The sequence below is a fragment of the Streptomyces sp. HUAS MG56 genome (assembly GCF_058673395.1).
The window spans coordinates 1,649,250-1,669,227 of sequence record NZ_CM178722.1 but is presented as its reverse complement, the minus strand read 5'-3'; the positions used below and the strand labels follow the sequence as shown (position 1 = coordinate 1,669,227).

Annotated in this window: 12 protein-coding genes; 8 read left to right on the top strand and 4 right to left on the bottom strand. The window is 75.6% G+C overall.

Translation table 11 applies throughout. The features are described from left to right. Positions 1 to 162: 162 nt before the first annotated feature. From AC4OXY_RS08165 to AC4OXY_RS08145, 5 genes are all read left to right on the top strand, one after another. Positions 163 to 915: a LamB/YcsF family protein gene (locus AC4OXY_RS08165; RefSeq protein WP_356024176.1), complete on the top strand. Its 753-nt coding sequence runs from the start codon at positions 163 to 165 to the stop codon at positions 913 to 915. Continuing rightward, entirely contained in the window at positions 912 to 1,562 is a 651-nt protein-coding gene (locus AC4OXY_RS08160) for a 5-oxoprolinase subunit B family protein (RefSeq protein WP_491993562.1), read from the top strand. Before AC4OXY_RS08165 ends, AC4OXY_RS08160 begins: the two co-directional genes overlap by 4 nt. After that, entirely contained in the window at positions 1,559 to 2,416 is an 858-nt protein-coding gene (locus AC4OXY_RS08155; RefSeq protein WP_362820090.1) for a 5-oxoprolinase subunit C family protein, read from the top strand. The genes AC4OXY_RS08160 and AC4OXY_RS08155 overlap by 4 nt, the downstream gene beginning before the upstream one ends. Before the next feature lie 139 nt (positions 2,417 to 2,555). Then, positions 2,556 to 4,628, top strand: coding sequence for an FUSC family protein (locus AC4OXY_RS08150; protein ID WP_376288156.1), 2,073 nt, complete (start codon positions 2,556 to 2,558; stop codon positions 4,626 to 4,628). Positions 4,629 to 4,754: 126 nt separating this feature from the next. After that, positions 4,755 to 5,270, top strand: a complete 516-nt coding sequence (locus tag AC4OXY_RS08145) for a hypothetical protein (protein WP_356024184.1) — start codon at positions 4,755 to 4,757, stop codon at positions 5,268 to 5,270. Between the two features lie 54 nt (positions 5,271 to 5,324). On the opposite strand, the gene AC4OXY_RS08140 is transcribed toward AC4OXY_RS08145, so the two are convergent. Then, positions 5,325 to 6,233, bottom strand: coding sequence for a TolB-like translocation protein (locus AC4OXY_RS08140; protein WP_356024186.1), 909 nt, complete (start codon positions 6,231 to 6,233; stop codon positions 5,325 to 5,327). A 122-nt stretch (positions 6,234 to 6,355) separates the two neighbouring features. On the opposite strand from AC4OXY_RS08140, the gene AC4OXY_RS08135 reads away from it, so the two are divergent. The 3 genes from AC4OXY_RS08135 (at position 6,356) to AC4OXY_RS08125 (ending at position 9,999) form a co-directional block, all read left to right on the top strand. Next, on the top strand, positions 6,356 to 7,381 hold the full coding sequence (locus tag AC4OXY_RS08135; RefSeq protein ID WP_356024189.1) for an alpha/beta hydrolase: 1,026 nt from the start codon (positions 6,356 to 6,358) through the stop codon (positions 7,379 to 7,381). Between the two features lie 4 nt (positions 7,382 to 7,385). Then, the gene (locus tag AC4OXY_RS08130) at positions 7,386 to 8,216 is read left to right on the top strand and encodes a M55 family metallopeptidase (RefSeq protein WP_362820086.1); all 831 of its coding nucleotides are present in this window, start codon (positions 7,386 to 7,388) and stop codon (positions 8,214 to 8,216) included. Between the two features lie 67 nt (positions 8,217 to 8,283). Then, a complete protein-coding gene (locus AC4OXY_RS08125; protein ID WP_491993561.1) occupies positions 8,284 to 9,999 on the top strand; it encodes a DUF885 domain-containing protein in 1,716 nt (571 codons plus the stop codon). Between the two features lie 68 nt (positions 10,000 to 10,067). Here AC4OXY_RS08125 and AC4OXY_RS08120 read toward each other — a convergent pair whose 3' ends face one another. From AC4OXY_RS08120 to AC4OXY_RS08110, 3 genes are all read right to left on the bottom strand, one after another. Beyond that, positions 10,068 to 10,547, bottom strand: coding sequence for an HIT family protein (locus AC4OXY_RS08120; RefSeq protein ID WP_356024197.1), 480 nt, complete (start codon positions 10,545 to 10,547; stop codon positions 10,068 to 10,070). A gap of 43 nt (positions 10,548 to 10,590) precedes the next feature. Beyond that, on the bottom strand, positions 10,591 to 12,042 hold the full coding sequence (locus AC4OXY_RS08115) for a tryptophan 7-halogenase (RefSeq protein ID WP_491993560.1): 1,452 nt from the start codon (positions 12,040 to 12,042) through the stop codon (positions 10,591 to 10,593). 65 nt (positions 12,043 to 12,107) lie between these two features. Further along, positions 12,108 to 19,901 (bottom strand): beta-ketoacyl synthase N-terminal-like domain-containing protein, encoded by a 7,794-nt coding sequence (locus AC4OXY_RS08110; RefSeq protein WP_491993559.1) that lies wholly within the window; start codon positions 19,899 to 19,901, stop codon positions 12,108 to 12,110. Positions 19,902 to 19,978: the final 77 nt, after the last annotated feature.

Below are 19,978 nucleotides of genomic sequence, written 5' to 3'. Positions count from 1 at the left end.
GCGGGGGACGGGGCAGGACGCCCGGGTGGTGCGGATCCGGGAGGTCCGGATCCGTGAGGGATGCACGGACCCTAGGGGATCGTTCAACGATCGAACAAGAGGTGCTGCAGAAATCGATCGATGCCTTGTCGGATCGTTCAACGATCGATTACGTTCTGGGGCGTGATCGACCTCAACGCGGACCTCGGCGAGGGCTTCGGCCGCTGGACCCTCACCGACGACGACGCCCTGCTCACCGTCGTGACCAGCGCCAACGTCGCCTGCGGCTTCCACGCCGGCGACCCCTCCGTGATGCGCCGCGTGTGCGACCTCGCCGCCGAGCGCGGCGTACGGATTGGCGCCCAGGTGTCCTACCGCGACCTGGCCGGTTTCGGCCGGCGCACCATGGACGTCCCCGCGGACGAACTCGCGGCCGAGGTGGCCTACCAGATCGGGGCGCTGCGCGTCTTCGCCCGGGCCGCCGGGGCCGAGGTGGCGTACGTCAAGCCGCACGGCGCCCTCTACAACCGCACCGTGCACGACGCCGAACAGGCCGCCGCCGTGGTGACGGGCGTCGAACTGGCCGGCGGGGCGCTGCCCGTGCTCGGCCTGCCCGGGTCACGGCTGCTCGCCGCCGCCGCGGACGCGGGCCTGGCCGCCGTACCGGAGGCCTTCGCGGACCGCGCCTACGCCCCCGAGGGCACCCTCGTGCCACGCCGCGAGCCGCACGCCGTGGTCACCGACGAGGACGAGGTGGTCCGGCGTGCGCTCGCGTTCGCCGTGGACGGCGCGGTCCGGGCCGTGGACGGGACGAGCGTCGCCGTGGCCGCCCGTTCCCTGTGCGTGCACGGCGACACCGCGGGCGCCGCCCGGATCGCGGCCCGCGTGCGCGCGGCCCTCGACGCGGCCGGGGTCGAGGTCGGGGCCTTCGCATGACCGGGAACCGGCTCCTCACCGTGCGCCCCGCCGGACGGCACGCCCTGCTCGTCGAACTCCCGGACGCCGAGCGCACCGGCGCCTTCCACGCCGAACTGCTGCGACGCCGCGCGGCCGGCACCCTGCCACCGGTCGAGGAGATCGTGCCCGGCGCCCGGACCGTCCTCCTCGACGGCGTCCCGCGCCCCGCGGAACTGGCCCGCCGCATCGCCGACTGGGAGGTGCCCGCCCGCGCGGCCGACGAAGGGGAGGCCATCGAGATCCCCGTGCGCTACGACGGCCCCGACCTCGCCCGGGTGGCCGACCTCTGGCAGGTCGGCGTCGACGAGGTCGGGGCACGGCACCGCGCGTACACCTACCGCGTCGCCTTCTGCGGATTCGCCCCCGGCTTCGGCTACCTCACCGGCCTGCCGGCCGAACTGCACGTCCCGCGCCACGACACGCCCCGCACCCGCGTCCCGGCCGGCGCCGTCGCGCTCGCCGGTCCCTACAGCGCGGTGTATCCGCGCGCCACCCCCGGCGGCTGGCAGCTGATCGGCACCATGCCCGACCCGACCCCGCTGTGGGACCTCACCCGCGACGAACCCGCCCTGCTCACCGCGGGCACGCGCGTACGGTTCGTGGCCGAGAGCGGCGGTGCGCCGTGACCGGCACCCTCACCGTCGTACGCCCCGGCGCTCTCACCACGGTCCAGGACGCCGGCCGGCGCGGCCACGCCCACCTCGGCGTCCCCCGCTCCGGTGCCCTCGACGCCGCCGCCCTGGCCCTGGCCAACCGCCTCCTCGGCAACGCCCCCGACGCCGCCGCCCTGGAGACCACCCTCACCGGCTGCGCCCTGCGCCCCGAGCACACCGTGACCGTCGTGGTCGGCGGCGCGCCCTGCCCGGTGACCCTCGACGGACGGCCGGCGGCCTGGGGGACACCCGTGCGGGTGCCCGCGGGCGCCGTCCTCGACGTGGGCGCCGTGACGGCGGGGGTGCGCTCCTACGTGGCCGTCCGCGGCGGCATCGCCGTCGCGCCCGTGCTCGGCAGCCGCTCGGCCGACCTGCTCTCCGGACTGGGCCCGGAGCCGCTGCGTGCCGGGGACGTCCTCCCGCTCGGCGCAGCCGCCCCGCAGCCGCCCCGCACCGACCTCGCCCCCTGGCCCGCGCCGCCCGCCGAACTGACGCTGCCGCTCCGGCTCGGCCCGCGCGCCGACTGGTTCACCGCCGCGGCGCTGCGCACCCTCACCTCGGCGACGTACCGCGTCTCGCCGCACAGCAACCGCATCGGCCTGCGCACCGAGGGGCCGCCGCTGGAACGCGTGTCGGGCGGCGAACTGCCCAGCGAGGGCATGGTGCTCGGCGCCGTACAGGTGCCCCCCGACGGCCGCCCGGTGGTGTTCCTGCGCGACCACCCGACCACCGGCGGCTACCCGGTCGTCGGCGTCGTCGCCGAACCCTCCCTCGCGGCGGCCGCCCAGGCCGCGCCGGGCACGCCGGTCCGCTTCACCCTGGGCTGACTCCCGGCCCGCCGGCGCGCCGAAGCGGTCGCGACATGCCGGGGGACCGGCGCGGGGCGATTCTGTAGACGTGGGCCGTCGAGTCGCTTCCCGCCACACCCTGGCGGACTACGCAGCCTCGGGCCGACGGGCGGTCCGCGTGACGCTGGTCGCTGCGGCCGGGTTCTACCTCTTCCGCTACGGCCTCGACCGCCCCGTCGGGGCCACCTACGCCCTGTTCGCCGCCGTGGCCCTCGGCGGACTGGCCAGGATCCCCGGCACCGGGCGGCAGCGGGCCGCGCTGGTGCTGCGGCTGCTCCCGGTGTGCTGGCTGCTGGTCGTCGTCGGCACCTGGCTGTCGGTACGGACCTGGAGCGCCGTCGTCGGCATGCTGGCGGTCGGCTTCGCGCTGGCCTTCGCCGCCGTCGGCGGACCACGCCTCGCGGGAGCCGCGCCGGGCCTGCAACTCCTGTACATCCTGCCGTCGTTCCCGCCCTACGCGCCCGGCACGCTCGCCGAGCGCCTGGCCGGTACGACCACCGGGCTCGTCCTGCTCGTCGCCGCCGAGGCGCTGCTCTTCCCCGAGCCCGCCCCGCCGCCGTACCGCGAGCGGGCCGCCCACGCCGCACGCGTGGCCGCGCGCTGCGCCACGCTCCTCGCCACCGCGCCCCACACCCTGACCGGCACCGACGTCCGCCTGGCCCACGAGACCGGCCGGACGCTGCGGTCCCTGTCCCTGCCGGAGGCGGAACGCCCGGCCGGACCGGGGGTGCGCGACCGCGCCCTCGCCCACACCGGCCTCGCCGCGCGCACCCTCCTCAGCCGCCTCGCCGACCTGCCCGCCGCACCGGACGGGCGGCCCGGCCCCGAGGAGACCGCCGCCCTGCGCGCGGTGGCGGTGGTGGCCACGGCGGCCGCGACCTGTCTGCACACCGGGCAGCCGCCGGTGACGCCGTACGCGGAACTGGCCGCCGCTCGCGCCCGCGTGGCGGCGGCCTCCGCGGCAGGTGCCGCCGGCGCGGCACCGCCGGACCTCCCGCCCGGCGTGCTGCGCCGGCACGCGGCCGTGCTGGAGATCGCCGACGCCGCGCTCGCCCTCGGCACGGCCGCCGATCTGGCCGTGCACGGCCGGCACGCGTCGGTGGACACCGGGCAGAGCCGCTTCTGGTACGCCAGGAGCCGGGCACCCGTGCTGTGGTGGCACCGGGTCTGCCACCACGCCGGTCGCAGGTCGGTGTTCTTCCAGAACGCGGTCCGTATCGCCCTGGCCCTGACCGCAGCCCGGCTCGTGGCCGGGCTGGACACGCTGCCCCACGGATTCTGGGCCATGCTGGCGACCCTCAGCCTCACCCGGACCACCCTGGGCGACACCTGGAGCACCATCCGCGCGGCCCTCGTGGGCACGCTGGCCGGAGCCCTGGTCACCGCCGGGGCGCTGACCCTGGCCGGCACCGACACCGCGGTCTACGCCGTCGTCCTGCCGGCCTGGATGCTGTTCGCCTTCACCGTGGGGCCGGTCAAGGGCGTCGGCTGGGCGCAGGGACTGTTCACCGTGCTCGTGGCCCTGGTCTTCGCCCAACTGACCACATCCACCTGGCAGTTGGCGGAAGAGCGGGTGCTGGACGTGCTGATCGGCAGTGCGATCGGCGCCGTGTTCGGCGTGCTCGCCTGGCCCCGCGGCGCCCATGACGAGATGCACCGTGCCGCGGCCGAACTCCTGCGCCGGGCGGCCGAGATCGTCGTCGCTACCGGCGCCTCCGTGGCGGGCACCGGCGCCGGAAGCGCACCGACCGGGGCGCCGGGACACCGCTCGCTGCAACGCGCGATCGTCCTCGCCGAGTCCGCCTACGCCCAGTTCCAGTGCGAACAGGCACCCTTCGGCGGGCCGCCGGGCGAGGCCGTACCGCGCCACGTGGACTGGCAGGCCACACTGATGGCCGGCCACCACACGCTGTGGGGCTCCGAACGCCTGCTGGAGCCCCCGCTCACCGCGCTCGGCCCCGCGCCGGCCGAGTCCGTCAGCGGGCTCGGAGACCGGGTGGCCGCGCGGATGCTGCTCGTCTCGGCGGCCCTGGACCCCGGCGGTGACACCCCGACCGGACCGGTGCCCCGGATCGATCCGGCACCCGCCGCACTCGCCGCCGAACCGCCAGGCGCGCCGCGCCTGTACTACGCCACCGTGTCCTGGCTGGCGTCGCTGACGACCGACCTGACCCGCATCGCACGCGAATGACCCGCCCCGGACAGCCCCTTGGTGGTGCCGCCCGGCGGAGCCTGATAGGCATGGCAGGTGCGATTCGAGAGGGTTCCCATGCCGGCGGGCGTCGCGGCGCGCCCCCGGGACGCGCGCGGATATCCCGTGCCCGCGATCACTCCGTGGGAGAACGACGAGCCGCAGTTCGCCCTGACCGACCACGACCGCAGCGCCGCGTGCGCCCGGGGGCGGCTGTGCTCGGTGTGCGACCGCCCCATGCCGCGGGGGCCGGTGTGGCGCGTGGTGGGGAGCGGGGAGAGCGCGGCGATCGGCGAGGCGCTGGCCGCCGGGCGGCCGTACCGCAATCTCGCCCCGACCCTCGAAGGGCCCGGGCACCGCGCGTGCATGCTGTACGCCTCGATGGTGTGCCCGTATCTGGCCCGGCCGAACGCCCGGCGCGGGCTGTCGGCGGCCGAGCCGGACGAGATGACCGAGCACGTGGTGCGCGGCGCCGTCCGGGGCACGACGGGCGCGGTGGTGGGCTTCGCCGAGTACGAGTACGCCGTCACGAGCAGCCAGGTGCTGTTCCGGTTCCTCGACGTCGTGGAGTTCCTGCCGCACGACCATGCCGACACGCACCTGGAAGAGCTGCGGGCCGAGCTGGCCAGGTCGGCGAAGTGACCCGCACTCCGCGCCCCGGACCCGCCCGGCCCGTCCCGTCGGCCGCCGCCGTCGTCAGGGGCGGTACGCCGCCAGACCCGTCGTCGACGTGACCTTGGCCGGGTGGCCCGTGCCGTCGGCCGGCAGGGTCACCGTGCCGGACGGGGTGCGCACCGCGAGGGTCCTGCCGTCGGGGGACCAGGCCGGCTCGGTGTAGTCGGTGGTCGCGTGCGGGGTGAGGTCCTTGACGCGGTCGCCGTGCATGAGGTCCTCCACGAGGACGTGGTCGTGGCCGGCGACCGAGCGCACGAACACGACCTCTTCCTCGTTCGGGGACAGCGCGGGCTGCGAGCCCTTGGTGAGCTTGCCGCCCTGCTGGCGCAGGTAGTCGTCACGGATGTAGACCGCGCCGGTGTCGACGTTGGCGTAGACCGACGTGCCGTAGTGCCCGCCCGCGTTGGGCCAGACGTTGCCGGTCTGCGGGAGCGCCCCGCCCGGGCCCGGGTCGCCGTTCAGGGACAGCGTCTTCGGCGTGCCGTGGACGGCCTTGGCGGAGATGTACTTCAGGCGCGAGACGCCCTTGTCGCGGGCCGCGAAGATGAGGTTGTCCTTGGCGGGAATGCCGTTGCGGGTGTCCTTCGCGGTCACCTGCCAGGTCGGGTGGGACCAGTTCTGGTTGCCGGGGTTCTTGGCCACGACCACGCGGCCGCTGCCGTCCGGACGGGCGGTGTCGAGATTCCCGGAGCCGTCGATGAACGCGGCCCGGGCGCCGTCCGGGGACCAGGCGAGATCCCGGACGGGCACGCCGAAGTTCACCCGGTGTCCGCCGATCAGCACGTACGCGGTGCCGTTGCTGACGGTCAGGGTCCCGTGCGCGGAACCGGTGGCGGCCGATGCGGCTCCGGAGGCACCCAGCAGCGCCGTGCCGGTGACGGAGGCGGCCACGGCGATGGCGGCGGTGATGAGGCGGGTTCGGTTGGTCATGGCTGAATCCCCCAGAAATGTGGATAGGCAAGACAGAGGGTGACAGGCTTCGATCTTCGGATGGTCCGCTCGGTGTCACAGGCGCGTAACAGTGCTCCGGGGCGGGTGATTGACTGGGCCGCATGGACTTCACTTCGGCATCGACGCCAGGGAAGGCACCGCCGCTCGACCCCGAACTGGCCGAGACGATCGCTGCGTTGGGGGAGGCGGCGAAGGAGCCGTTCACCCCGGAGAACCTGGCCGCACGGCAGGCGCACGACGCCGCGAGCCGGCCCCGGCCGACGGTCCGGGACCTTGAGGACGGCGGCCGCTTCGAGGTGACGGAGCTGCGCGTGCCGGGAGCGCCCGGCGCACCGGACGTCACGCTCGTCAGCGCACGCCCCGCCGGACTCGCGGGCCCGCTGCCGCTGCTGTACTACCTGCACGGCGGCGGCATGATCATGGGCAACGCCTGGTCCGTGCTTCCGCAGGTGCTGCGCGCCTGGGCGCTCCCGCTGCGCCTGGCCGTCCTCTCGGCCGAGTACCGGCTGGCACCGCACACGCGCTACCCGGGACCGCTGGAGGACTGCTACGCCGGATACGTCTGGGCGGTCGAGCACGCGGCCGCACTCGGCGTCGACGCCGACCGAGTCGTCATCGGCGGAAAGAGCGCCGGCGGCGGACTGGCCGCGGCACTCGCCCTGCTCACCCGGGACCGCGGCGGCCCCGCCCCGATCGGGCAACTCCTCGTCTGCCCCATGCTGGACGACCGCAACGACACGTTCTCCAGTCACCAGATGGCCGGCGTCGACCTCTGGGACCGGACCTCCAACGCGACCGCCTGGCAGGCCCTGTTGGGCGACCGGTACGGCGCCGCGGACCTGCCGCCCTACGCGGCCCCGGCCCGCGCCACGGACCTGTCGCGACTGCCCCCGGCCTATATCGAGGTCGGGGCCGCCGAGACGTTCCGGGACGAGGGCGTGGCCTACGCGCAGGCCCTCTGGCAGGCCGGGGGCCAGGCCGAACTGCACGTATGGCCCGGCGCGTGCCACGGCTTCGACACCTTCGCACCCCAGGCGGCCCTCAGCCGCGACGCCCGCGACGCCCGCACCCGCTGGCTACGGCGGGTCCTCGCACGGCCCACGGCCAAGGACGCAGGCGATAGTTGAGGGCATGCGGATCTACATCAGTGTGGACATGGAAGGCGTCACCGGCCTCGTGGACGCCCATGACGTCCAGCCCGGCGGCCGGGACTACGAGCGCGGTCGGCGCATGATGGCCGAGGACGTCAACGCCGCCGTACGGGGCGCCGTCGCGGCCGGCGCCACCGACATCCTCGTCAACGACGCCCACGGCCCCATGCGCAACATCCTCCCCGAGGACCTGGACCCGGCGGCCCGCCTGATCCGAGGAAAGCCCAAGCAGATGAGCATGCTCGAAGGCCTCACGCCCGAGCACGACGCCATGGTCTGCGTCGGCTACCACGCCCGGGCCGGCGCGCTCGGCGTGCTGAGCCACAGCTTCATGGGCCATGAGATCGAGGACATCTGGCTGGACGGCAGGCCGGTGGGCGAGATCGGACTCGCCCATGCCACCGCGGCGGCCCTCGGTGTGCCGACGGTGGTCCTCACCGGCGACGACCGCGCCTGCGCGGAGACGGCCGAGTGGGACCCCGAGGTCACCACCGTGCCGGTGAAGTACGCCCGGGACCGCTTCGCCGCCGAGCTGCGCCCCGCCGAGGAGGCACGCGCGGCCATCCAGGAGGCGGTCACCGCGAGACTCTCCGCGCCGCTGCCCACGCCGGCGGTGCCGGCCGGCCCGGCGACGCTCAGGGTCCGTTGGCAGTCGGCCTCCGTGGCCGCCACCCTGCCGGGAATTCCGGGAGTCGTCTCGACGGACGACCGTACCGTCGAGGCGCGCGGCCCGCTGCCCGGCCTCTACCGGCAGTTCGTCGTGTGGATGCGGGTGGCGGCATCCCTGACCAACCAGCCGCCGTACTGCTGAGCCACCGCGGCCGAAAGACAACACGCCCTGCTGACAGTCCCCGTGGCGGGGCGTCAGCATGGCCCGCATGGCCGACGAACCGAGCACGCCGAGCACTTCGAGCACACCGCGCCGTATCGCCGACGACCACGTCGCGCAGGTCGCCGCCCTCGACCCCGTGACCTCGACCCGGCTCGGCCTCGACCCGGAGGACGACCGGCAGCCGGATCTGTCGCCGGAGGGCTTCGAGGCACTGGCCGACGTGGCCCGGCGCACGCTCCCCGCGCTCGACACGGCCGAGCGGTACGGCGAGAAGCACGGCACGGTGTGGGCGGACGCCGAGCGGAACTGCGCCCGCCTCCTGCGGGAACGGCTGACCGCCGAACTCGCCCTGCACGAGGCGGGCGACCAGTTCCGCCAACTGCGCAACGTCAACTCCCCCCTGCACCAGGTGCGCGGCATCTTCACCCTGATGCCCACCGGGACCGACGAGAACTGGGCAGCCGTCGCGGGCCGGTTGCGGCACGTGCCCGGGGCCCTGGACGGGTACCGGGCCACCCTGTCCGAGGGCATCGCCCGCGGGCTGCTGTGCGCGCCCCGCCAGGTGCGGGCCGTGCTCGGCCAACTCGCCGCCTGGACCGGCCAGGACGCCGGCGGCACCGGCTGGTTCGCCGCGTTCGTGGCCGCCGCGCCCGACCGGCTCAGGCCCGGACTCGACGCCGCCGCCGAGCGGGCGACCGGCGCGGTCGCCGACTTCCGCGACTGGCTGCGCAGCGCCTACCTGCCCGCCGCCGAGGGCACCCCGGACCCCGTCGGCCGCGAGCGCTACCTGCGCGCGGCGCGCTGGGCCGTCGGCGCCGCCCCGGACCCGGCCGAGGCCTACGCCTGGGCCTGGGAGGAGTTCCACCGCACGCGCGCCGAGATGCGGACCGAGGCCGCACGCATCCTCCCGGGCGCCGACGTCCGCGCGACCATGGACCACCTGAACCGGCACGGCCACAGCATCACGGGCGAGGAGAACATCCGCGCCTGGCTCCAGCAGATCACGGACGAGGCGATCGACGCCCTCGACGGCACCCACTTCGACCTCTCCGGCCCGATCCGCAGGGTCGAGACGCGCATCGCGCCCGCGGGCAGCTCGGGCGCCCCCTACTACACCGGCCCCAGCCTGGACTTCAGCCGCCCGGGATACACCTACCTCCCCACCCTCGGCCAACAGACCTTCCCCACCTGGGAGATGGTGAGCACCTGGTACCACGAGGCCGTGCCGGGGCATCACTTGCAGACCGCCCGCTGGACCGCCGAGGCCGGCCGGCTCAGCACCTACCAGATCACCCTCGGCGCGGTCAGCGCGGACAAGGAGGGCTGGGCGCTGTACGCCGAGCGCCTGATGGACGAACTGGGCTTCCTCACCGATCCCGCCCGCCGACTCGGTTACCTGGACAAGCAGATGCTCCGGATCATCCGCGTGATCATCGACATCGGCATGCACCTGGAACTGACCGTCCCGGCCGGCTCCGGCTTCCATCCGGGCGAACGCTGGACCCCCGACCTCGCCACCGCGTTCATGGCCGCACACCACGGCAGCGGCGCCGCCCGCCGCACCAGCGAGATCGACCGCTACCTCGGCTGGCCCGGCCAGGCCATCGGGTACAAGCTCGGCGAACGCGCCTGGCTCCAGGGCCGCGAAGCCTCCCGGCGCCGCCTCGGCACCGCCTTCGACCTGCGGGCCTGGCACACGAAGGCACTCACGCTGGGGTCACTCGGTCTCGCCGACCTCTCCGAGACGCTCGCGTCGCTGTGAGGGACGGCAGGCCGGGCGGAGGGGGGAGCTCGTCCGGAGTGAGCCGCTCGCCCGGTGCCGGACGGCCGTCAGTCCGTCGACCGCAGCCCGTCCAGTTCGGCACCGATCGCGGCCCGCAGCGCGTCGTGGCGCGGGCCGAGCCGGAACCGTTCGTCCCGCCACCGGTCGGGCGGGTAGAGCCATACGGGCTTGCCCACCAGCTCGGCCGGCTCCCACTCGAACCGGGGCCAGACGTGGGCGTGCAGGAACGGATCCGTGTTGCCGAGGATCTCCAGATTGACCCGGCGGAAGCCGGGGTCGAGGCCGCGGCAGGCCCGCTCGACCGCCTCGCCGAGCAGGTCCATGTCGGACAGGAACGCCAGCCGCTTCCCCTTCGGCAGGTCGGACAGCCGCCGAACAGCGGGGTCGTCCGAGAGGAGAACCGAGTAGCCGGGCAGGAACTGCACATCGCCGATCACCGCGAAGCCCGCCGCGAGCCTGCGCAGCACCGTGGGATTCCCGCCCCGCAGCGCCGCCCCGATCCGATCCGTCCGCCAGTCGTCCGCCATGGCCTCAACCTACCGCCCGCGACCGCCGGCTCCTCACCGGCTTTCAGGGCCGGAGCCAGGACAGTCCGTCCGCCGCCACCGTCAGGGAATCCGCTGCGGCCGGGGCGTCGGGGGAGCCGCCGTACAGAGCCTGTTCCTGGAGGTCGTTGCCGGTGCGGAAGGTGTCCGCGACGATCCGGGTGGACAGCAGTGGGTTCACGCGCTCCGCGCCGTCCGCCAACCGGCGCACCGCGTCGTCCAGTTCGGCCGCACCGGCACTGCGCTCCGCCGCGAGCACCGACGCGTCGCCGGAGACCAGTCCGCCGGCGAGTTCGGCGAAGGCGGCGGCTTCGCCGAGGCCGACCCGGGTGATCTTCTTCGCCGACCAGAAGTACGAGTCCTCGCCCCGTTCCATGTCGTAGAAGGCGATGAGGAATTCGTAGAACACGCCGTACTCGCGGCGGTACCGCGCCTCGAACTCGGCGAAACCGCGCTCCTCGGGGACACTGCCGTCCAGCGCGGAGTTCACCGCGCGGGCGGCCAACAGGGCACCGTACGTCGCCAGATGGACGCCCGACGAGAGCACCGGGTCCACGAAGCAGGCGGAGTCCCCGGCCAGCGCCATGCCCGGAACCCACAGCGACGTCTTCCAGTAGGAGTAGTCCTTGCGGACCCGGATCCGGTCGTACGGCGGCTCGGTCGCGAGCGGTACGTCCGTCAGCAGCCGGTCGACCTCCGGGCAGGCCTTGATCATGTCCTGCCAGGCGCCACGCGGATCGCGCTGGACGGCCGCGAGGTGCTCGGGCGCGATCACGGCGCCCACACTGGTCAGATCGTCGCGCAGCGGGATGTACCAGAGCCAGCCGGCGTCGAAGGCGGCGCAGAAGATGTTCCCGCTGTCCGGTTCGGGGAGCCGGCGGCCGCCCGCGTAGTAGCCGAACACGGCGAGGTTGCGGAAGAAGTCGGAGTACACCCGGGCCCCGCCGACCTGGCTGTGGATCCGGCTGGTGTTGCCGGACGCGTCGATGACGTACCGGGCCTGGGCCGTGCGTGCGGTTCCGTCCCGGTCGGTGTACTCGACGCCGCGCACCCGCCCGCCCACGCTGAGCACGCGGCGCACGGGGCTGCCCTCACGGACCTGGACGCCGACCCGCTCGGCGTTGCGCAGGAGTATCTCGTCGAACCGGGAGCGCTCCACCTGGAAGGCGGTCGCCGTGGGCTCGGGCAGGCGCGGCGTCATGGAGAAGGAGAACTGCCAGGGCAACGGATCGCGGCCCCAGCGCATCGTCCCGCCGCGCTTCGGGGTGAAGCCCGCCCGGGCGACCTCGTCGGCGACGCCGAGGAGGCGGCACAGGCCGTGCACGGTGGCGGGCAGCAGCGACTCGCCGATCTGGTACCTGGGGAAGGTGTCCCGCTCCAGCAGGAGCACGCGGTGCCCCCGCAGGGCCACGGCCGTCGCGGCGGTCGCGCCGGCCGGCCCGCCGCCCACCACGACGAGGTCGTACTCGGAGGTCATCCGGAGGCTCCTGTTCTCGTGTCCGGTTTCCATGTCCGGTTGCCTGTCCGCGGTCACCCGGCCGGTCACTCGGCCGGCCGGCCGGTCAGCCAGGCGCGGATCGCCGCGGCCGTGCCGTCGGCGTCGCGGTGCAGCGCGGAGTAGTGGTCGCCGGGGAGGTCCGCGCTGTCGTGGGGGAGCGGCCAGTGCGGCCGCCAGTCCGCGTCGGGATCGATCCGCCGCATCTGCGCGGTGGGGCGGCCGCGGAGCAGCAGGGCCGGGACCGGTGACGGCTCGGGCCGCCAGTTCTCCAGGACGCGGGCGTAGGCGCCCCCGGTGATCAGCACCGAGTCGTCCAGCAGGTCCACCAGTTCGTCCGGCAGATCGGCACCGGCCGACACCAGCGCCAGCCCGCGCGGGTCGTCGCGGCGCAGCAGTCCCGCGTGGGAGTCGATCAGGATCACACCGGCCGGCGGATGTCCCGCCCGCGCGAGCTCCCTGGCCACGGCATGGGCGACGGCGCCGCCCGCGCAGTAGCCGACGAGGACGGGGGCCGTGCCGAGGGGCAGGGACCGTACGGTGTCGGCGTGCGTGCGCGCCAGCGTGGCCATGCCGTCCGGGACGGCCCGGTGGGGCGCGCCGAAGCCGGGATGCTCCAGCAGGAACAGGTCGCGTTCGCCGTCGAACCGGTCGGCCAGCGCGGTGGGCACCCGGTGCGACGGGGTGAGGTAGTCGGGGATGTACACCAGCGGGGTGCCGCTGCCCCGCGCGAGCCGGACCGGCGGGACCGTGTGCCGGGCCCGTTCGGCCTCGGCGAACGCGGGCAGGGCGTACGACGCGAGGTAGCGCAGCCCCATCGCCTCCAACGGTCCTTTCTCGCACAGCACTTGGTGATACAGACGGCTGAAGCGGTACGACGTCCCGGCACCGGCGGAGGGGCCGACACCAGTCGCGGGGGATCCGGTGTCCGCCCGCGGCAGCCCGCCCGCCTCGACCAGCGCGGCATGGACGTGCGCCGCCAGCTCGGCCGGGGTGGGATGCTCCAGCACGGCGGTCGGGGACAGCCGTACGCGGGTGAACGCACTGATCCGGTTGCGTAGTTGGACGGCGGTGAGGGAGTCGAAGCCCAGCTCGGTGAAGGCCCGGTCGGAGGGGAGCGCGGCCGGGTCCGGGAAGCCCAGGACCGCGGCGACCTCGACCCGGATCAACTGGGCCAACGCCGCCTCCCGTTCGCCCGCGGCGACGGCCGCGAGCCGCTCGCGCCACGCGCCCGGCGCCTGCGTCACGGCTCCGACGGCGGCCGGTACGCCGGTGGCCGCCTCCCCACTGCGGCTCGCCGGATGCGGCAGCAGGTCCGCGAGGACGGCCGGTGTGCCCGGGGCGCCGCCCGCCGCCGTGAGGTCCAGCGGGACCGGCACCAGCACCGGTTCCGCACGGCGCAGCGCACTGTCGAGAAGAGCGGTGCCCTCCTGCTCGGTGACGGGCAGGACGACGCCGTCGTCGAGGCGTTCGGGCGCGACACGGCCCGCCATGCCCGCGCCGCCCGCGACGGACCAGGGGCCCCAGGCGAGCGCCTGTGCGGGCAGTCCCCGGGCCACCCGGTGCCGGGCGAGGGCGTCGAGGAACCCGTTCGCCGCCGCGTAGTTGGACTGGCCCGGCCGGCCGAGCACACCGGCGGCCGACGAGTACAGCACGAACGCGGACAGGGCGAGGTCCCGCGTCGCCTCGTGCAGGTGCCAGGCACCGTCCGCCTTCGGCCCGAGCACGGCCGCGAGCCGCTCACCGGTCATGGCGTCGAGCACGCCGTCGTCCACCACCCCGGCCAGATGGAAGACCGCGGTCGGCGCCGGGCGGCAGGAGGCGACCAGTGCGGCGACGGCGGCACGGTCGCTCACGTCGCAGGCCGCCCCGCGCACCGTGGCCGCCAGGCCGTCCGCCCAGTCCGGGACCCGGCCGCCGCGGCTGACCAGCAGCAACTGACGGACACCACGTTCGGCGACCAGATACCGGGCCAGGCTCGCACCGAGCGCACCGGTGCCGCCGGTGACGAGCACGGTGCCCGCGGGATCCAGCGCGGGTGGCTCGGCGGCGGGAGGGTCCGCGAGGGCGAGCCGGGGCGCGCGCAGGACACCGTCGCGCAGGGCCACCTGGGGTTCACCGCACCGCAGCACCGCCTCGACCGTCGCCGGGGCGGGCGCAGTTCCCAGTCCGTCGGCCAGCACGATCCGGCCCGGGTGCTCGGACTGGGTGCTGCGCACGAGCCCGGCGACGGCGGCCTCGGCGAGGTCGGGATCGTCACCGGTCGCGTTGCGCGTGAGGACCAGCAGACAGCCCGGCCGGACATCGCAGGCCCAGCCGCGCAGCCGTTCCAGTACGGCGGTGAGCAGGCCACGCACCCGGTCCGGGACCGGCAGGTCGGCCGGCAGCGTCGCGGCCAGAGCCGGCACGTCCAGCACCTCGTGCCCGGGAACGGCGTCGTGGACCGGGGTCGTGGGCCGCCAGGCGAGTCGGTAGGTCCCGGCGGCGGCCCGGGGCGGCGCCGGGAGCGAGCGGGTGACCACGGACTCCACGGCGGCGACGGGGCGGCCGGCCGGGTCGGTCAGGGTGAGCCGGAACTCGTCCGGGCCCAGCCTCCGTACCGCGGCACGAGCGGCGTGGGCGCCGGGCACGTACACCGTCAGGCCGGTGCAGGCCATCGGCACCCGCGGCGCGCTCGGCCGCCCGCCCGGCTCCGCGGCCAGCAGCGCGGAGTGCAGCGCCGCGTCGAGGAGGGCGGGGTGCAGCGTGTACGCGCCGGCGGTCGCCGCTTCCCCGGGCGACAGGGACAGTTCGGCGAAGACCTCCTCGTCCCGGCGCCACAGCGCGGTCACCGCGCGGAACGCGGGTCCGTAGCGCAGGCCGTGCGAGGCGAGCCGCGAGTAGCCGACCGGGACCGGCACGGCGCCCGGGGGCGGCCAGGCCTCCGGCGCCGCACCGATGGGCGCCGTACCCGTGGGCGTCGGATCCGCGGTGGTGAGCGTCGCGGTCGCGTGCCGGGTCCACGGCCCGGGCGTCTCGGCCGTACGGGCCCAGACGGTGACCGGGCGCCCGCCCGTCCCGTCCGCCGCCCCGGCCACCACCTGCACCTGCGTCGGCTCCGCCGGGGACAGCACGAGCGGCTCGTGGAGGGCCAGTTCGGCGAGCCGGACGGCGCCGGACGCACCGGCCGCCCGCGCGGCCAGCTCGGCGAAGAGCGTCGCAGGCGCCAGCACCCGGCCGCCGATCACGTGGTCGGCGAGCCAGGGGTGGCGGCTGGTGGACAGCGCGGCGGTGTGCCGGACGCCGGGTCCGTCGGCGTCGGGCTGCGGCCGCCCGAGCAGCGGATGCCCGGCCGGGGCCGGCTGCCGGACGGCGTTCAGCCAGTAACGCTGCCGCTGGAAGGGATAGGTGGGCAGCGGACGGCGCCGGGCACCGCTGTCCGCGTACACCGACGGCCAGTCGACCGCGACCCCGTGCACATGCAGGGCGGCCAGCGCCTCAAGTACCGTGCGCGGATCGGCACATGACGCGAACACCGCACCCGTGCCCGGTTCCACGCACTCCTCGGCCGCCGCGCTGAGCGCCGGGGAGGGCCCGGCCTCGACGAACGCGGTGACGCCGTCGTCCGCCAGCCGGCCGACCGCGTCGGCGAACCGGACCGTCTCACGCGCCTGCCGTACCCAGTACTCGGGGGTGGTGAGCGCGTCCGGCTCGGGACGGCCGGTGAGCGTGGACACCACCGGGACGGACGGGCGGTGGTACGTCACGGACTCGGCGACCGCGCGGAACGCGGCCAGCATCGGGTCCAGCAGTGGCGAGTGGAAGGCGTGGCTCACCGGCAGCCGTCGCGCCGGCCGGCCGAGGGCGGCGGCGAGCTCCGTCACCGCGTCCTCGTCGCCGGAGAGCACGACCGACGTCGGTCCGTTGACCGCCGAGACCGCGACCCGGCCGCCTGTCCGGCCGAGGAGGTGCGTCACCTCGGCGAGCGGCGCTCGCACCGCGACCATCGCGCCGCCGGGCGGCAGGGCGGCCATCAGCCGGCCGCGGGCGGCGACGAGGCGTACCGCGTCGGCCCGCGAGAACACACCGGCGAGGTGCGCGGCGGCCAGCTCGCCGACGGAGTGGCCGGCCAACCGGTCCGGTCGTACGCCGAAGTCGGCCAGCAGCGTGTGCAGGGCGACCTCGAAGGCGAACAGGGCGGGTTGCGCGTAGTCGGTGCGGTGCAGCAGGCCGTCGTCGGGGGCGTCGATCACCGCCGGCAGCGGCCGGTCGAGCAACGGCGCGAAGGCGTCGCAGAGTTCGCCGAACGCCGCGTCGAAGACGGGGAACGCGGCACACAACGCACGGCCCATTCCCGGGCGTTGAGCGCCCTGGCCCGCGCAGAGCAGCGCCACTTTCGGCCGGGTCCGCGCGGTGCCCCGCAGCAGCGCGGGACCGTCGGCGCCGTCCGCGAGATCCCGCAGCCCGGCGAGCAGGCCCTCGGGGCTGTCGGCGAGGACGGCCGCGCGGTGGGAGAGCGGGGCCCTGGTGGTCGCGAGCGAGTACGCCACGTCCAGCGCGGCGGACTCGCTCGTCACGTCGGCCGACGCGGCCGCCAGCCGGGCGGCATGGGCCCGCAGCCCGGCCTCGTCACCGCCGCCGACCAGCCAGGGCGTCACCGGCAGCCGCCCCCCGGGCGCCGGCGCGGAGGTCTGCGAACTCCCCTCCGCCGCCTCCTCGATGATGACGTGGGCGTTGGTCCCGCCGATGCCGAACGACGACACGGCCGCCCGGCGCGGCCGCTCACGGCGCGGCCAGGGGCGCGCCCGGTCGAGCAGCCGCACCGCCCCGGCCGACCAGTCGACGTGCGGGGACGGCCGCTCCGCGTACAGCGAGGCGGGCAGCACACCGTGGCGCATCGCCTCGATCATCTTGATCAGGCCCGCGATGCCCGCCGCGGCCTGGGTGTGTCCGAGGTTCGACTTGACCGAGCCCAGCCACAGCGGGTCGGCCGGATCACGGCCTTGGCCGTAGGTGGCCAGGAGCGCGCCGGCCTCGATCGGGTCGCCGAGGGCGGTCCCCGTGCCGTGCCCCTCGACGGCGTCGACGTCGGCGGCCCGCAGTCCCGCGTCGGCCAGGGCCAGCCGGATCAGCTCCCGCTGTGCCGCACCGCTCGGGGCGGTCAGGCCGTTGGACGCGCCGTCCGAGTTCACGGCCGATCCGCGCAGCACCGCCAGCACCGGATGACCGTTGCGCCGGGCGTCCGACAGCTTCTCCAGCAGCACCAGGCCGACGCCCTCGCCCCACGCCGTACCGTCGGCGCCCGCGGCGAACGACCGGCACCGCCCGTCCGGCGACAGCCCGCGCTGACGGCTGAACGCGATGAACGGCTGCGGGCTCGACAGCACTGTCACCCCGCCCGCCAGCGCGAGCGTGCACTCCCCGGCCCGCAGCGACGCGGCGGCCAGGTCCAGCGCGACCAGCGAGGACGAACAGGCGGTGTCCAGGGTGAGCACCGGCCCGTGCAGCCCGAGGGCGTACGCGATCCGGCCGGAGGCCACACTGCCCGACGAACCGATGCCGATGTGCGACTCCAGCTCGTGCGGCGAGACGCCGGTGCCGTAGCCGACGTGCATCAGTCCGACGAAGACCCCGGTGCTGCTCCCGCGCAGCGCCGGCGCCGGAATGCCTGCCCGCTCCAGCGTCTCCCAGGCGACCTCCAGCAGCAGGCGCTGCTGGGGATCGGTGGCCAGGGCCTCGCGGGGCGACATGCCGAAGAAGAGCGGGTCGAAGTCCGCCACGTCGTCGAGGAACCCGCCCCGGCGGACGTACGTCGTCCCCAGCCGGTCGGGGTCGGGATGGTACAGCGAGGCGAGGTCCCAGCCCCGGTCGGCGGGGAAGTCGCCGGTGGCGTCGACGCCTTCGGCCGCCAGACGCCACAGGTCCTCGGGGGAGGACACCCCGCCCGGGAAGCGGCAGCCGACGGCCACGATCGCGACCGGCTCGGCCTGCGGACCGCGCCGCGCGACCGGGCCGGCGGACTCGGGCTCCGGCGCGCTGTGCAGCCGGGCGTCCAGGTGGTCCGCCACGGCGGCCGGGTTCGGATGGTCCCAGACCAGCGTCGCCGCCAGCCGCAGGCCGGTGCGCACGCTGAGGCGGTGCCACAGGGTCATCGCGTCCATCGAGGTCAGGCCCAGGTCGGCGAACGCGGTGCCGGGCGCGGCGGCCGCCCCCCGCATCGCCGCGATCTCCGCGCACACCAGGTCGGTCAGGACGGCCCGCCGTTCGCCGGGCGTGCGCCCGGCCAGCCGCGCGAGCGTCGGCTCGGCCGGCCGCCCGGCCAGCGCCTCACGCAGCAGGGCCCGGCGCGGCTTGCCCGCGGCGGTGCGCGGCACGGCCGGTGTGAACAGGACCTCCTCGGGCACCTTGTGCGCCGACAGCACCGCGGCGCAGGCCCGCAGGAGCGCCGCCGTGTCGAGGTCGGGCCGCGCGGGCACCACGAACGCCACCGGCACCTCGCCGAGCAGCGTATGGGCCCGCGCCACCACGGCCGCGTCCCGCACCCCGGGCAGAGCGCGCAGCACCTGCTCGACCTCGGCCGGGTCCACGTTCTCACCGCCGCGCACGATACGGTCGTTCACCCGGCCGGTGACGGTCAGCGCGCCGTGCTCGCCGAACCGGCCCAGATCGCCGGTGCGGTACCAGCCGTCGCGCAGCGCACGGGCGCTCTCCTCGGGCCGGCGGTGATAGCCGAGCATGACGCCGGGCCCGCGCACCCAGATCTCCCCCTCGCCGGTGTCCCGCCCGGTCCGCGGATCGACGATGCGGACGTCCGTCCCGGGCAGCGGCGCCCCGCTGCCGCCGGGCACCCTCGGCCCGTCCGGCGCCTCCATCGCGATCTTGCCGCAGGTCTCGGTGCTGCCGTAGCCGTCCAGGAGCGGCGCACCGAGGCCCGCCGCGACCTGCTCGCGCAGCTCCGGATCGCTCGGCGCACCGGCGGTGACGCACCACCGCAGCGAGGGCACCGTGCCCAGGCCCGCGTCCAGCAACTGCCGGTACGTGAGGGGCACACCGCCGAGGACGGTGGGCGCGAACTCACCCACCAGCCCGACCAGCGCGGCCGGTTCGGACACCGAGGTGATCCGCGCGCTCGCCCCGGCAGCGATGGTGCCGAGGACACAGAACGAGTGCGCGTAGGTGTGCGCGAGCGGCAGCGGCCACAGCACCCGGTCCGTCGCGGACAGGCCGAGCCGCGGCAGATAGCAGGCGACCGACGACCACAGCGCGGACCGCTGGCTGGACACCGCGGCCCTGGCGGAGCCGGAGGTGCCGGACGTGTAGAGCAGCCAGGCCGGCTCGTCGAGGCCGAGGTCGTCGCGCGGCGCGTGCGACCCAACGGCGGCCGGATCCGCGCCGGGTGCCGTGGCCGGTACGCCGGCGGCCAGGTCCTCGAAGCCCACGGCCCCTTCCGGCAGCGGGCCCTCGCCGGTCACCACCAGCCGGATGGGGCGCCCGGCCGTCAGCGGGGCCAGCCGGGGCAGGTTCCGCCGGTCGGTGACCAGCACGGCCGGATCGCAGTCGGCCAGCAGCTCGGCGAGTTCGGCATCGGTGCCGCGCGGACCCAGCGGCACCCCCACCGCGGCGGCACGCACCGTCGCGAGCAGCCCCTCGACCAGCTCCACGCTGTTGTCGAGGCAGAACGCCACCCTCGCACCGCGGTCCACCCCAAGCCGGGCCGCCAACCCGGCGGTCCTGCACTCCAGTTCGGCCCAGCCCACCCGGCGCCGGTCGTCGGCGAACGCCAGCCTGCCGCCATGGCGCCGCGCGTTCTGCGCGAGCAACTCGGGGACGGGCCGCACCTCGAACGCCTCCGCCGTATCCACCTGGCTTCTCCCTCGCTCCAACACCCGCTCCGTGTCGGCCTGTTGATGAGCCTACGGCGCTCACCGGCAGGTCAGCG

Excerpts from the sequence above, each read along its gene's own strand:
- AC4OXY_RS08125 (WP_491993561.1), top strand. The coding sequence starts at position 8,284 with ATGGCCGACGAACCGAGCACGCCGAGCACTTCGAGCACACCGCGCCGT.
- AC4OXY_RS08160 (WP_491993562.1), top strand. The coding sequence starts at position 912 with ATGACCGGGAACCGGCTCCTCACCGTGCGCCCCGCCGGACGGCACGCC.
- AC4OXY_RS08140 (WP_356024186.1), bottom strand. The coding sequence starts at position 6,233 with ATGACCAACCGAACCCGCCTCATCACCGCCGCCATCGCCGTGGCCGCC.
- AC4OXY_RS08120 (WP_356024197.1), bottom strand. The coding sequence starts at position 10,547 with ATGGCGGACGACTGGCGGACGGATCGGATCGGGGCGGCGCTGCGGGGC.
- AC4OXY_RS08130 (WP_362820086.1), top strand. The coding sequence starts at position 7,386 with ATGCGGATCTACATCAGTGTGGACATGGAAGGCGTCACCGGCCTCGTG.
- AC4OXY_RS08135 (WP_356024189.1), top strand. The coding sequence starts at position 6,356 with ATGGACTTCACTTCGGCATCGACGCCAGGGAAGGCACCGCCGCTCGAC.
- AC4OXY_RS08115 (WP_491993560.1), bottom strand. The coding sequence starts at position 12,042 with ATGACCTCCGAGTACGACCTCGTCGTGGTGGGCGGCGGGCCGGCCGGC.